The 12,863-nt window shown below is 45.4% G+C and carries 15 protein-coding genes; 5 read left to right on the top strand and 10 right to left on the bottom strand.

All coding sequences use genetic code 11. The features are described from left to right. Positions 1–49 precede the first annotated feature (49 nt). Positions 50–922: a DegV family protein gene (locus N7U64_RS01435; RefSeq protein ID WP_012370902.1), complete on the top strand. Its 873-nt coding sequence runs from the start codon at positions 50–52 to the stop codon at positions 920–922. Positions 923–1,101: 179 nt separating this feature from the next. Here the strand turns inward: N7U64_RS01435 and N7U64_RS01430 are convergent, their stop codons facing one another. The 3 genes from N7U64_RS01430 to N7U64_RS01420 are packed head-to-tail and all read right to left on the bottom strand — an operon-like array spanning position 1,102 to position 2,763. Then, the gene (locus N7U64_RS01430) at positions 1,102–1,596 is read right to left on the bottom strand and encodes a hypothetical protein (RefSeq protein WP_318928073.1); all 495 of its coding nucleotides are present in this window, start codon (positions 1,594–1,596) and stop codon (positions 1,102–1,104) included. Continuing rightward, on the bottom strand, positions 1,583–2,218 hold the full coding sequence (locus tag N7U64_RS01425; RefSeq protein WP_318928072.1) for a phosphatase PAP2 family protein: 636 nt from the start codon (positions 2,216–2,218) through the stop codon (positions 1,583–1,585). Before N7U64_RS01425 ends, N7U64_RS01430 begins: the two co-directional genes overlap by 14 nt. Further along, complete coding sequence (locus N7U64_RS01420; RefSeq protein ID WP_318928071.1) at positions 2,218–2,763, bottom strand: phosphatidylglycerophosphatase A; 546 nt, start codon at positions 2,761–2,763, stop codon at positions 2,218–2,220. Before N7U64_RS01420 ends, N7U64_RS01425 begins: the two co-directional genes overlap by 1 nt. 145 nt (positions 2,764–2,908) lie before the next feature. Here N7U64_RS01420 and N7U64_RS01415 point away from each other — a divergent pair, with 145 nt between their 5' ends. Next, positions 2,909–3,421, top strand: a complete 513-nt coding sequence (locus tag N7U64_RS01415; RefSeq protein WP_290827129.1) for a YjcG family protein — start codon at positions 2,909–2,911, stop codon at positions 3,419–3,421. A gap of 2 nt (positions 3,422–3,423) precedes the next feature. Here the strand turns inward: N7U64_RS01415 and N7U64_RS01410 are convergent, their stop codons facing one another. Both N7U64_RS01410 and fabI read right to left on the bottom strand, forming a co-directional pair. Next, positions 3,424–3,627 (bottom strand): hypothetical protein, encoded by a 204-nt coding sequence (locus tag N7U64_RS01410; RefSeq protein WP_318928069.1) that lies wholly within the window; start codon positions 3,625–3,627, stop codon positions 3,424–3,426. Between the two features lie 128 nt (positions 3,628–3,755). Then, complete coding sequence (fabI, locus tag N7U64_RS01405; protein ID WP_318928066.1) at positions 3,756–4,529, bottom strand: enoyl-ACP reductase FabI; 774 nt, start codon at positions 4,527–4,529, stop codon at positions 3,756–3,758. A 144-nt stretch (positions 4,530–4,673) separates the two neighbouring features. Here fabI and N7U64_RS01400 point away from each other — a divergent pair, with 144 nt between their 5' ends. Continuing rightward, the gene (locus N7U64_RS01400) at positions 4,674–5,843 is read left to right on the top strand and encodes an FtsW/RodA/SpoVE family cell cycle protein (RefSeq protein ID WP_012370909.1); all 1,170 of its coding nucleotides are present in this window, start codon (positions 4,674–4,676) and stop codon (positions 5,841–5,843) included. A 45-nt stretch (positions 5,844–5,888) separates the two neighbouring features. On the opposite strand, the gene N7U64_RS01395 is transcribed toward N7U64_RS01400, so the two are convergent. Genes N7U64_RS01395 through N7U64_RS01385 form a run of 3 tightly spaced genes read right to left on the bottom strand, consistent with a single transcriptional unit; the run spans position 5,889 to position 8,252 of the window. Continuing rightward, complete coding sequence (locus N7U64_RS01395; RefSeq protein ID WP_318928063.1) at positions 5,889–6,770, bottom strand: RluA family pseudouridine synthase; 882 nt, start codon at positions 6,768–6,770, stop codon at positions 5,889–5,891. A 17-nt stretch (positions 6,771–6,787) separates the two neighbouring features. Next, a complete protein-coding gene (locus N7U64_RS01390) occupies positions 6,788–7,591 on the bottom strand; it encodes an NAD kinase (protein ID WP_012370911.1) in 804 nt (267 codons plus the stop codon). A gap of 10 nt (positions 7,592–7,601) precedes the next feature. Further along, on the bottom strand, positions 7,602–8,252 hold the full coding sequence (locus N7U64_RS01385; protein WP_012370912.1) for a GTP pyrophosphokinase family protein: 651 nt from the start codon (positions 8,250–8,252) through the stop codon (positions 7,602–7,604). Between the two features lie 105 nt (positions 8,253–8,357). On the opposite strand from N7U64_RS01385, the gene N7U64_RS01380 reads away from it, so the two are divergent. Together N7U64_RS01380 and N7U64_RS01375 are read left to right on the top strand one after the other, a co-directional pair. Further along, positions 8,358–8,933 (top strand): CYTH domain-containing protein, encoded by a 576-nt coding sequence (locus N7U64_RS01380; protein ID WP_318928060.1) that lies wholly within the window; start codon positions 8,358–8,360, stop codon positions 8,931–8,933. A 91-nt stretch (positions 8,934–9,024) separates the two neighbouring features. Further along, a complete protein-coding gene (locus tag N7U64_RS01375) occupies positions 9,025–9,816 on the top strand; it encodes a DsbA family protein (protein ID WP_012370914.1) in 792 nt (263 codons plus the stop codon). 169 nt (positions 9,817–9,985) lie between these two features. Here the strand turns inward: N7U64_RS01375 and pepF are convergent, their stop codons facing one another. Next, positions 9,986–11,788, bottom strand: coding sequence for an oligoendopeptidase F (gene pepF / locus N7U64_RS01370; protein ID WP_012370915.1), 1,803 nt, complete (start codon positions 11,786–11,788; stop codon positions 9,986–9,988). Positions 11,789–11,793: 5 nt separating this feature from the next. Further along, on the bottom strand, positions 11,794–12,861 hold the full coding sequence (locus N7U64_RS01365; protein ID WP_318928055.1) for a competence protein CoiA: 1,068 nt from the start codon (positions 12,859–12,861) through the stop codon (positions 11,794–11,796). Positions 12,862–12,863 lie beyond the last annotated feature (2 nt).

Here is a 12,863-nt window from a genome sequence, read left to right as displayed (position 1 = left end):
TCGCATGGTATGATTAAAAAAATGAAATTCTACTGGAGGCGTCGCTTTAATGGATAAGATTGCTTGGATTACCGATAGTATGGCCTTTTTCCCACCCGGGGAAGCTGAAAAACTCGGAGTCCATGTCGTACCAACAGTCATCATCATCAACGGAGAGTCCTATCGGGAATATACTGACTTGTCGATCGAACAATTGGATCAAAAAATGCGCGAAAGCTCTTCTGTCATCCCGACGACTTCACAGCCTTCGTTTGGTGAGTTGGTTGAACTTTACGAACATTTGCAGGCAGAAGGTTATGATTATGCGTACGCTGTTCACATCACAAGCGGATTGAGCGGTACTTATGCCAGCTCTGTCGCTGCTGCAGATGCTGTCGGCTTTAAATTATATGCCATCGATTCCTATACCGGTGCTGCCAACCAACAAAATATGTTACGTCTTTCGATCGAAATGGCACAAGCCGGGAAACAGCCGGAAGAAGTCATGCAGGTCTTGGAACAGTTCAAACACCATTCTCATTTTTATCTGATTATCGGCAATATGGAGACGATGCGTCGAAGTGGCCGTGTGTCGAGCAGTCAGTTTTTGCTTGCCAACATGCTGAACATTAAACCGATCGTTAAGTTCGATGAGGTCGGTAAACTCGTTCCGTTTAAGAAAGTACGTTCCATCAAAAAAGCTTTTCAGGAAATGTCATCCGAGATTGCTTCTAAAATCGAACAGTTCGGATTATACAATCAGACCCTCTACATCGGCCATACACTGGCGCGGTCTTCTGCCGAACAATTACGTGATTTGTTGCAGACGAAACTGCCTCAGATTTCGATCGAGATTACACAATTCGGTCCATCTATCCTGACACATGCCGGGTCGGAAACAGTCGGTGTATATTGGTTCGATGATTTGACGGTCAATCGATGATTGACGACATCTTCTTCTGGAGACCCTATCATTATAATAGTTCCGCTGATCAGGCGGCTTTGGGATGATTCCGATACCATATCGGAATCATTTTTTTGTAGTCCACATAACAAAACCGGACAAAAAAACCGAATAGGACCTTTTATCAAGTGTCCGCATTCGGTAAATGTTACTTAAGATTAGAATTTCATCTGCTTAAAGACATCATCCAGCATCTTTGCTTCGTCTTCTTCCCGCCGAATCGTCTGATGCGGACGACGGATCCGTTCCGTCCACGCTTCCGCTGGATATACCGTCCAACTCAACTGCTCCACTTCCTCCAGGTAACGGAGTACCGTTTCAAGCGAAGCCTCTTCGTCGTGTTGACGCAACCAGTTTTCATAACGTTTATCCGGTTTGCCGTCCTTCAGTAAAATCCTGCCGCTCTCGAGAATCGCCCATTTCGGCTTTGCATCGATTTGAAACAACTCCAACTGCCGGAATACCTCAAATGTGCGACTCGTAAATGGAATCAAGCCGTTTTTTTCGACCAGACGCTTTAATCGTAAATGCGTCCGCATCGTCATAAACCGTTTTTCTTCTCCCACTCGTTCTACCAATAAAGTAGGAACGGCAATCTTTTTCATCGTGGCTTCATCAAAAAGCAGACTGTGATCGATATCAAGTAGTAACATGATGCGTCTCCTTTTGCTTACGTCGCGGTGAAATAAAGGCATAGGACAGACAAAGGATGAAGGCAGCAAAACAAAAACCACCGACTACATCTGAGAAGTAATGAACGTTTAAAATGATACGGGACGATCCCATGGCCAAGATCAACAGACTAAGAAAGATACCTAAAATGACTTTCCCGGCCCGGTTCAAAAATCGCCAACTCAGAATCAAAAAACCACCGTATACCGCGAAAGCCATCGAAGAATGACCGCTCGGAAAACTGTAGCCGACTCCGCCGACCAACTCATTGAGTGACGGACGATCCCGGACAAAAATCACTTTAGCGACTTGATTGAGAACAGCCACTGCCAAAAAGTTTGACAGATACCAAATACTCCCCACACGGTCACGCCACAAGTAATAACTGATGGCAGTCAACAGAACGGTCACCGTCACAGCCCCTACTCCCGAGCCTAATTGTGTGAACCAACTGACATAGTCAGCCGGTACTTGTTTCGACATACGGTTCGACAGTTGCGCATCAAACAAAAAATATCCCGTCAATCGGATCGAGATGGCGATTCCTATGAAAATGATGAACGCAATGCCTGAAGCGACTAATGCTTTTCGATTTAATTTCATCAATACGTCCCTTTCCGTTGTTCAAGTTCTTCTGCCGAATAGTCTTCTTTATCACGTAATCGGTGCGCGAGACGACCGGACGCATTGGCAGCGATTGCGGCAACGATATCATCCATGAACGTATTGACACGTCCGTCATCGACCTTCGTATCAAGTTCTTTAATAATTCCGACCTTGGCCTTATCCAAATAACCAAATGTTGTGACGGCAATCGATCCGTACGTATTGACGGCTCCGATCGCAATCGTCTCGTCCACGCCAAACAAACCTTCATCACTGCGAATGATGGATAAAAGCGGTTCAGACAACAGTCCTTTTTCGGCTAAAATATCGAGTTCTGCCCCAACAAGAATCGCATGTTGCAACTCCCGTTTTTCGAGAACGCGTTCCACAGAACTGACACATGTTTCAAGCGTCAGTTCAATCGTGTACGGTGCTTGCATTTGATACACGATTTCAGCGATCGCGTGAATCGTGACGCCCCGCTCATGCAGCTTATCGATTGCTGCTTGTTTTACTTCTTTGGAATGTGCTTTTTCTTTCATGACAAAATCCACCTCTCTGACAAAGTTCTTCACAAGTATACACGGATTGCTCCTCTCCCCTCAAACTTCTTTGACATCACGCGGATAATCCGTCATGATTATCCTGTAAAGCGTTATCATTTCAGGGGAAAGTAGGGGATTTTCGATGAACATCGGGGTAGTTTTGTTTCCATCGAAACGAATTCAGGATTTTGCGAATTCATACCGCAAACGGTACGATTCCAAGTATGCGTTGATTACACCACACATTACGATGCGGGAACGGATCAATATTGATGATACCGAACTTGATTCCATCGTAGCCGCTCTCAACAAAGTAGCAGAGCAAACGAAACCAGTTTCACTTCACATTCAAGGAGCTCGTTCTTTCCACCCGACGAATAATGTCTTATTTTTAAAAGTCATGCCGACGGATGAATTGGAACAATTACATCAAGCCTTGCACACGGGTGACCTGAGTCACACACCCAAGTATGATTTCTTACCTCACATCACAATCGGTCAGGACTTATCCGATGTCGAATTATTCGACGTTCTCGAACGATTGAAGATGGAGGATATCCGTTTCCAAGAAGATGTCACTAAGATGGCTCTGCTGTATGAACTCGAAAACGGTTCTTGGAGCGTGTACGAAACGTTCCGATTTACAGGTCAATAACATCAAACTTCCCGGTCGAACTTGCGACCGGGAAGTTTTAGTTCTGGCAAAATCCCATAAGCATTAGCTTGTTCTTCTAATTCGGCATGATGCGGCTCGACACGTTTGACCGGATTGATGCGGGCAACTGGTTCTGTTTTTCGTTCCAAGTCGACCCTCACTTGCCGATTCACATACTGGACCACCGTAAAATCTACTTGGTACATATGATGTCCTCCCTCTACTTTCAGCTTGTTATTCTGTTATTCCCAAAATCGCTTTAAGAAAAACAAAAAACCAGGGTTACCCCTGGTTTCAGCTGTACCGTATCGTTCAGAATGTACCCGAAATCTTATTATAAGATATGGAAACCGCTGTCGACGTGCAGAATCTCACCCGTGACACCACTCGACATTTGGGACAAGAGGAATAATCCGCTTTGACCGATTTGTTCTGTCGTAACGTTACGGTGAAGCGGAGCCCGCTCTTCAATACTTTCAAGAATCGAATTGAAATCGCCGACACCTTTTGCAGAAACCGTCCGGACCGGACCAGCTGAAATCGCATTGACGCGAACGCCCTGCTTTCCGTATTCTGCTGCTAAGTAACGGACACTTGCATCGAGTGCCGCTTTTGCGACGCCCATCACGTTGTAGTTCGGAACCATCTTTTCACCGCCGAGATACGTCAATGTAATAACAGAGGCATCTTCCGTGAAGAAGTTTTTTGCTGCTTTCACGACAGCTGTCAGGCTGTATGCCGAGATATCAAGCGCCTGGGCAAACTGTTCACGTGTTACACCCGAGAATTCACCGCGTAACGCTTCTTTATCGGCAAAAGCAATCGAGTGAGCAATTCCTGAAATCTTACCGTGATCGGCATGAATCGTTTCAAATACCTGTTCGATTTCAGCATCGCTCGTCACGTCACATGTGTAGTAAGTAGCAGGCCGTGAAAGTTCTTGACCTAACTTTTCGAGTGGCGCCTTAAAACGTTCTCCGACATACGTAAAGGCAAGACTTGCACCTGCTGCATCAAGAGCACGTGCGATTCCCCATGCGATTGACCGTTGATTGATGACACCCATTACAACATACGTCTTCCCCTCAAGCGAAGGATAAATATTCATTATGAGTTCCCCCTTAAATTAGTACCTGGTAATAACACCTATGTCTAGGTTACAAAAACGTAACGCTTCTGTCAACCATCGCTCTTGATATTGCGATTTTGATAAATTACGGTAATATAGAAAGAGACAGAAAGTAGGGATGGAATGAACCGTTTTAAATCATTTACACAACGTTATGATAACACGTTGCTTTTTTTGCTCGGTTGTTTGATGGTCGTCAGTGTCATCGCAATCTATACCGCGCAACCTTTTTTACAAGGGGCAATCAGTGAAATCAATTTCATGGCTAAACAGATTCAGTGGTATATCATCGGATTTATCGCACTGTCTGTCGTCATTCTCATCGATTATGAGCAACTGAAACGTTTCCATTGGTACTTATACGGGGCAGGAATTGTCTCCCTGATTGGTCTTGTCGTCTTACGAGGGACACCGTTGGTCGCAAATATTAAAGGAGCCTACGGCTGGTATCAGTTCCCGGTCATCGGAACCGTTCAGCCGGCTGAGTTCATGAAGTTTTTCTTGATTGTCTCACTCGCTGCCGTCATCTCGGAACACAACGCCCGGTACGTCCAGCATGAGCGGGACTTCCTGCTCTTAGTCAAGATGGTCGCTCTCACATTGCTTCCACTCGCTTTGATTATCATTCAACCCGACTTAGGAATCGGCTTGATCCTCTGTGTCATTTTGGCTTGTGCCATGTTACTGTCCGGCTTGAACTGGAAATGGTTACTTACGATGTTCGGCTTGTTGGCTGTCGCAATCGTCGGATTCTTTTATCTGTTTTATTTCCAAAATGATTTACTTGCCACCTTCTTCCCGGGGCATGCGATGAACCGGATCATGGCTTGGTTACAACCGTTTGAATATGCGGATGACCTTTCCTATCAGTTGGTCCAGTCGATTAACGCTATCGGTTCAGGACAGATGTTTGGTGTCGGGTACGGAAAACTTCAAGTATCGGTTCCCGAACTGCACACCGATTTTATCTTCACCGCGATTTCAGCTCACTACGGCTTTATCGGTGCGGCTGTTGTCCTGATTATCCTGTTCCTATTCATCTACCGGTTGATTCAAATCGCGCTGGAAACAGCAGATCCGTTTGGAACGTATATCGTAACGGGATACGTCGCGATGTTCACATTCCAGATCTTCCAAAACATCGGGATGACGATGGGGGTCTTACCGATCACCGGTCTCCCGCTTCCCTTCATTAGTTACGGAGGGTCGACGATGATCGTTAACCTGGTTGGACTCGGCTTGATTATGGCCATCGCTTCACAGTCCCGCATCTCCATGTTTGATGAAGATTAACGTCAAAAAAGAGTGGCATCCAGTCGGGTGCCACTCTTTTTCTATTCATGAAAGACTTAAGTCGTCTGGCAACGGTGCGACGAACGTCATCACCTCACCTGTCCCCGGATGCGGGAACGTCGCAGACGCACTGTGTAATGCTTGTCTCGCAATCAATGGTGTCCCTTTATACATCGTATCTCCGACTAACGGATGACCAAGTGCCGCGAGGTGAACCCGGATTTGGTGCGTCCTGCCCGTCTCCAATTTAATCGTTAATCGGGACAATTCACGCGAAAACGCCGTGATCGGCTCACTCGTTAAGATATGTGTGATCGCCTGCTGACCGTCTTCCCGGACCATTCTTTCCATGAAGGAATGATCGGTTTGACCGATCGGAAGGTCAATCGTTTGAGCCGGAATGGTCCCTTCGATCAATGCGACGTACCGGCGATCAAGCAAGCCGTTCTGTTGCATCTTACTCAACTGATGATGCGCAAGGGCATGTTTCGCAAAAACGACCAGTCCACTTGTATCCCGGTCCAATCGATTGACGATATGAATCGCATACGGGATCTGATGTTGCCGGTAATAACCGAGAACAAAATTCGATAAAGACCGCTCCGGATGAAGTCGAGACGGAATCGAGGCCATTCCCGGCGGTTTATTGACAATCAGCAACCAGTCATCTTCAAAAAGAATATCGAGTTCTCCGCTCGTCGCATGCATATCCTGTGCAGGCTGTTCTTCCGGAAACCGGACATGAATCCGGTCTCCTGCATGAACAGGTTCGTTTACGTTGACATGTTGTTCATTCCGCAAAATATCTCCGTGGTGTTTAATCGACACTAACATTTTTCGGGAAATATGAAGACGGGTCGTACAAAAATGACCGACACTCCATCCGTCTTCAATGGAAGTTACTTGTTGTTCAATTTGAAATGCCATCACGTTACCTCTTTTAATTAACTTCTTTCTTCTGCTAAAAACGACTCCCGGACTCTTTGCCAAAACGGGAAAGAACGGAATCGAGCGAATTTGACCTTTTTATCCGATACACGACAACGAATCGATTTAACGTTTTGATGCACAATCGAAGCATAATGATCGTACGTCAATTGAAAATCAATCGGATTGACCGGCCGAATCTCGACATCATGGTGCTTCGGCAATAACATCGGGGAACCAATCGTCCGGTACACGCGATTATTGATCGATGCCATTTCTGTAATCTGAATCGCTTCGAGTGCCGGATGCACGATTGCCCCGCCAAGCGCTTTGTTATAAGCTGTTGAGCCGGACGGCGTGGAGATGCATAGACCGTCTCCCCGAAACGTTTCAAAATAATCGCCACGAATCGACAGATCGCAGACGAGTGTCTGATTAAAGCTTTTAATCGTACATTCATTTAATGCCAACAGTTTATTCGTCGATCCATCAGCATAATCAATCGATAATTCAAGCAGCGGATATTCAACGGTCGCTATATTGTCATCTGCGATATGTTGAATCAATTCATCCATCTCTTCCGGTCGCCAGTCGGCATAAAACCCGAGGTGTCCGGTGTGAATTCCGACCAGTGTGATTTCCTCGACCTGGTCCAAATAAGAGTGGAAAGCTTGCAGCATCGTACCGTCCCCGCCGATTGAAATCACGATTTCAGGAGTAACGACGTCTCGATGACTTCCTCGTTCGATCAACGCCTGTTCTAATTGTTCCTTCAGCATATGGGAACGTTCATCGCCCCGCGCCGTAACCGCAAAACGCATCGTCATCCTCCTACTCTTTTGCTCGATTCTTTGCTTCGGTCGCCTCTCGTTCATGTAAAACGACTTGAGCATCTTGTATCTCTACTTTCAGCTGACTCATCTCCGCATCGAGCAGAAACGCCGCTTCAGCCGCACGTCGCAAGCGTTCCCGTGTCTCTTCCGGAATATTTCCTTGGTATTTATAATTCAAGGAATGTTCGATCGTTGCCCAAAAGTTCATTGCGAGTGTCCGGATCTGAATCTCGACGAGTGTCGGGATTTCCCCTTCAATCGTTTGGACCGGATAAGCAATGATGATGTGGTACGAACGATAGCCGCTTTCCTTCTTTTGTGTAATATAGTTTCGTTCTTCAACAATCTTAAAGTCTCCCCGGGAACGCAACAATTCTAAGACATGGATGATGTCATCCACGAATTGGCACATGATCCGGAGACCTGCTATGTCCTGCATGTCCTGTTCCAGCAACTCGATATCAATCGATTTTCGTTCAGCCTTCTGTAAGATACTCTTTACAGGTTTGACACGTCCTGTGACAAATTCAATCGGTGAATGTTCCCCACGTTGTTGAAATTGTTTTCGAATGGCTTTTAATTTTACTTTTAATTCATCCACTGCGATTTGATACGGTGCGAGAAATAAGTCCCAATTTTCTTTTGTCATCGTTATTGTCACCACTTTTAGTCTAAATTGTTAGTTCAATTCGTTCCACTACACCATTCATGGTATCATATTTTCAAGCATTCAACTAGAAAGGTGTGGTCGGAAATGAGACAAGAAATGGAAATTGAATTTAAAAACCTGCTAAACGAATCTGAATACAAAAAATTAATGGAACGGTACAATACATCCGGGTCTTCCGTGTGGCAAGCAAATGACTATTTCGATACCCCGGCGTTCGAACTTCGCAATCATGGTGCCGCTCTGCGTATCCGTGAAAAGAAAACCGGATTGGTATTGACGTTAAAAGAACCGCAACACGATGGATTACTGGAAACACATGTGACATTGTCCGAACAAGAGGCGGAAGATTTATTCCAGTATGGTCTGATTCACTCTGCTGAGATGAATCAACAATTGGAAAAGTTTGAATTAACGACTTCGCTTGAACATTTGGGCCGTCTTGAAACCGAACGTTTTGAAAAACAATTGCCGAGTGGGTTGTTGGTGTTGGATCAAAGCACGTATTTAGGCACGACGGATTATGAGCTTGAATTCGAAGTGACAGACTACGCAGCCGGCAAACTTGCGTTCGAAGAACTGTTGCAAACAAACGAAATTCCAGTCCGTGAAACGAAAAATAAAATCGTCCGTTTCATGGATCGTAAAGCGCTTACACGTTAATCGTGTAGAAATGTACAAGCAAAACCTTTGCTCTTTCTTTTTTTTCGTTGCTAAAATAGGGTAACGATATTAAAAGAAAAGGGGTGAACGGATGGAACACGAACAATGCAACGGATCATATTGTTCATTGGACGAACCATCAATTCAACAACCGACGAAACCACTAGAAATTTATCATTTTCTAGACGTCACACAAACGGATGGTTTACGGTTGATTCCCGTTCTCAAGAAATTAGAATTAGAATACGGTCATTTATTCCGTCTCCGGACGATTGCAACCATTCCTTGCGCACCTTCACGATCAGCGTGTGATATGTCACCACTGCTGATTCTAAAGGCGATCGAATTGCAGGGAAAAACATTTGGTATGCGGTTCATGCGTCGTTTACGCATGTTGCATAACGTCGAAGGAAAAAGCGCTTATTCGCGTTCTTCCTTGATGCGGTTAGCAGAAGCATTGACGGAATTTGGTCTGGATTTAGCGGAATTTCATCGTGATATCGAATCAGATACTATTCAATTAATGCTCGAAAAAGAGACTGAACTGGTGACCGACTGGGACGTACGTATTCTCCCAACGCTTGCTTTCGTCGGGGACGAGGAAGCCATCAAAGCAGAAGGTCATTACGAATATTTGGTTTATGTATCGATTCTGAACGAATTATTAGATCAACCGTTTGAGAAGCAGGCAAAACCTCCTCTCGAACAATTCTTGAGACGGTATGACACAGCAACCACTTCTGAAATCGCATTTATCTATGATGCAACAGAAGCACAGGTTGAACACGAATTGAAAAAGTTATTGCTTCAACAAAAATGTGTTTCACTGACGTATTGTGACGGTAAAGTATGGCGTCACTTAAAAGATTCTGCCCATGCTTAACTCAAAGAAGCTGCTTCCACGTTAATCGTAGAAGCAGCTTCTTTGTCGTTTTTTGAATCTGGATGGGGGGAAAAGAGAATCCTCAGGGGAATGTGATTCGCTTCACATGATTAGTATAACCCAATCTCAATCTCCCCAACACCCATTTGTTCACTAATTCACAAAATTGTCATTCTCCGAGTAATGCTTCAAATTCATCAAGTACCCGTTCGAATTGACGAAGAGCAGCTTCAACCGGTGCTTTTGTTGTCATATCGACGCCGGCCGCTTTCAGAACTTCAATCGGATAATCACTTGATCCTGCTTTGAGGAAGTTATTGATGTACCGTTCGACTGCCGGCTCTCCTTCTTCTAGGATTTGTGAAGTCAGCGCTGCGGCAGCAGAAATGCCTGTCGCATACTGATAGACATAGTAATTGTAATAGAAGTGTGGAATACGTGCCCATTCCAAACCAATTTCTTCATCTAATACAATACCATCGCCGAAATACGTTTTATTTAGAGCATAATACGTCTTTGTTAAGAATTCAGGTGTCAGTGCTTGTCCAAGACGAGCTGCCTCATGAATTTGATGTTCGAACTCGGCAAACATCGTCTGACGGAATAACGTTCCGCGGAATGTCTCCAATTGATTGTTGAGGAGATACAGTTTCTCATTTTTATCTGTCACACGTTTTAACAGGTAATCATTTAAAAGTGCTTCGTTTGTCGTCGACGCGACCTCTGCTACAAAAATTGAATAATCTCCGTAGGCATAGGGTTGATTCTGGCGTGTATAGTAGCTGTGAACCGAGTGTCCGAACTCGTGTGCTAACGTAAACAAGTTGTTGACGTTATCCTGCCAGTTCATCAAGATGAACGGTTGCGTATCGTACGCGCCTGAAGAATAGGCACCACTCCGTTTGCCCCGTGTTTCACGGACATCGACCCAGCGTTCTGCAAGACCTTCTTCAAGAATATGTTTGTATTCAGGTCCTAGTGGCGCTAATCCGTCCACCATCAACTGTTTTGCTTCTTCGTACGAGATCTTCATTTCCACTTCACTGACCAGTGGTGTGTACATATCATACATATGCAGTTCATCGACACCTAAAATCCGTTTACGTAAAGCAACATACCGGTGTAACAACGGAAGGTGTTCATGAACCGCTTCGATCAATCCGTCATATACCTGTTCCGGAATCGTGTTTCCATGTAACGCTGATTCACGTGCTGTTTTAAATTTCCGGACCTCAGCATAGAAGTTATCTTTTTTGACGGAACCGGCTAACGTAGACGCCAATGTATTTGTATACTGGCTATACGTTCCATACATGGCTTTAAACGCCGCCTCACGGACGGAACGATCTTTTGACTCCATGAACGTGATGAACCGCCCGTGTGTCAATTCCGCCTCTTCCCCGTCCTCGCCTTTGATTTTCGGGAATTTCATATCCGCATTATTCAGCATGCCAAACGTCGTACCCGACTGTCCAAGGACTTCTCCTGCTTTTGCCAGAATCGCCTCTTCCGCTTCCGATAAGACGTGTTCCCGCTCACGGTTCAACTCATCGAACGCATGACGGTAAAGGGCGAGATCCGGATTCTGATCCAAGTATGAAGCAATGGTTTCTTCCGGAACTTCCAACAGCTCGGGTGTCATGAAGGCGAGCGTCGCTCCAATTTGCGAAGCGAGCGTCCGGGCACGGTCATTCATCGCCTGATAAAAGCTATCGGCCGTATTCTCATCGTAACGCATATGTGCATATGTATAGAGCTTATGCAGCCGTCTTGAGATCTCGTCCCGAAGTTGAAGTCCTTCAAATAAAGTTGCATCGGACTGTGCAAGGCGTCCTTTATACTCGACGAGTAGCGGAAGCATCGCTTTCACTGACTCAAACTCTTCTTCCCATTTCTCATTCGTTTCATAAATGGATTCTAAATTCCACGTCTCTTCCTGCTTGACGTCTTTTCGTGTTAATACTTCTGCCATTTAAATCACTCCTTTACTTCATTTATACCTGTTTCCCTTTCGACAAACAAACGAAGCGCACCTGCTAACTTTTGATCTTCTTCCAAGCGGGTCGACAAATCAACGGTCTTGGTTTGAAAAAGTTCAGGCAGATGATTTTGGAGAAAGCCGATCATAGCCGTCCATTCGTCAATCAGAAGGTGAAGATCGGATAACTCATATGAAACCTTGGACCGTGTCAAACATTCGGTCAGGAAGGCAAGCAGCTGCCCTGCGAGGTAAGTTCCTTGTAAGCGCAGATACACAGCTACTTGAATTTCAAAAGGATGGACAGATAAACACAGCAACGGGGATAAGGGCAAAAAACACCAGGACGGGAGTATAGAAACCTGGAGGTTGGAGTAATAAAGAGGAGATCGCACATAACGGGATGGGAGCGAAGAAAAGAACGGACGAAGCCGATAATTTTTTATCAGTGTCGTCCATGGTCGTTCGAGGAATTGCTGGGGAACCGGACGTGGAAAAAGAAATTGTTTTGCCGATAGAGGCACACGTTGGCAGAACACCAAACGTTGCGCAAACGGAAGCGGATGTACATAACGGACGATTCGTCCCCGCTCGATTAAATCGATGTAACCATTTTTCATGAATGCCGCCTTCATCCAGCCGTCAAGCTTAAGAAGCTGTCCGCCCGACTCATGAAAACCAATCCAACAGACTTCGTATCCCGCTTGCTGATCAATCAACGACCGCCGTTGCCATTCTTCAGCGCTCATTTTCGAACGCTGAATCTCGACCCCGATTTCTCCGGGCGAAATGAAAAGATCAAACCGCCTTCGTCCTCGGACTGCTTCTATCTCGACCTTGAATCGTAACGTTTCAAAATAGGCAGCCAGCCGTTTTTTCCAAAATTGATGTTCGGACGATTCACCGGTACATGCTGTCACATGAACAAAATGAAGGCGCTTCTTGCCTTGGCGGACCCGGAGTTGCGTTTGGCAATAAGGACAGTACAGTAGTTTATTCGTTAACGATTGGAAGGTCTCCAGTTGGCTGTTGATTCGATTTCCCCGTTCATCCATCGCCTCAAACATCT

It is taken from the genome of Exiguobacterium sp. K1 (genome assembly GCF_033721435.1).
Classification (GTDB): Bacteria; Bacillota; Bacilli; order Exiguobacteriales; family Exiguobacteriaceae; genus Exiguobacterium_A; species Exiguobacterium_A artemiae.
This window is presented reverse-complemented; position numbering and strand designations above follow the sequence as displayed.

Excerpts from the sequence above, each read along its gene's own strand:
- N7U64_RS01435 (WP_012370902.1), top strand. The coding sequence starts at position 50 with ATGGATAAGATTGCTTGGATTACCGATAGTATGGCCTTTTTCCCACCC.
- N7U64_RS01430 (WP_318928073.1), bottom strand. The coding sequence starts at position 1,596 with ATGTTACTACTTGATATCGATCACAGTCTGCTTTTTGATGAAGCCACG.
- N7U64_RS01425 (WP_318928072.1), bottom strand. The coding sequence starts at position 2,218 with ATGAAATTAAATCGAAAAGCATTAGTCGCTTCAGGCATTGCGTTCATC.
- N7U64_RS01420 (WP_318928071.1), bottom strand. The coding sequence starts at position 2,763 with ATGAAAGAAAAAGCACATTCCAAAGAAGTAAAACAAGCAGCAATCGAT.
- N7U64_RS01415 (WP_290827129.1), top strand. The coding sequence starts at position 2,909 with ATGAACATCGGGGTAGTTTTGTTTCCATCGAAACGAATTCAGGATTTT.
- N7U64_RS01410 (WP_318928069.1), bottom strand. The coding sequence starts at position 3,627 with ATGTACCAAGTAGATTTTACGGTGGTCCAGTATGTGAATCGGCAAGTG.
- fabI (WP_318928066.1), bottom strand. The coding sequence starts at position 4,529 with ATGAATATTTATCCTTCGCTTGAGGGGAAGACGTATGTTGTAATGGGT.
- N7U64_RS01400 (WP_012370909.1), top strand. The coding sequence starts at position 4,674 with ATGAACCGTTTTAAATCATTTACACAACGTTATGATAACACGTTGCTT.
- N7U64_RS01395 (WP_318928063.1), bottom strand. The coding sequence starts at position 6,770 with ATGGCATTTCAAATTGAACAACAAGTAACTTCCATTGAAGACGGATGG.
- N7U64_RS01390 (WP_012370911.1), bottom strand. The coding sequence starts at position 7,591 with ATGCGTTTTGCGGTTACGGCGCGGGGCGATGAACGTTCCCATATGCTG.
- N7U64_RS01385 (WP_012370912.1), bottom strand. The coding sequence starts at position 8,252 with ATGACAAAAGAAAATTGGGACTTATTTCTCGCACCGTATCAAATCGCA.
- N7U64_RS01380 (WP_318928060.1), top strand. The coding sequence starts at position 8,358 with ATGAGACAAGAAATGGAAATTGAATTTAAAAACCTGCTAAACGAATCT.
- N7U64_RS01375 (WP_012370914.1), top strand. The coding sequence starts at position 9,025 with ATGGAACACGAACAATGCAACGGATCATATTGTTCATTGGACGAACCA.
- pepF (WP_012370915.1), bottom strand. The coding sequence starts at position 11,788 with ATGGCAGAAGTATTAACACGAAAAGACGTCAAGCAGGAAGAGACGTGG.
- N7U64_RS01365 (WP_318928055.1), bottom strand. The coding sequence starts at position 12,861 with ATGTTTGAGGCGATGGATGAACGGGGAAATCGAATCAACAGCCAACTG.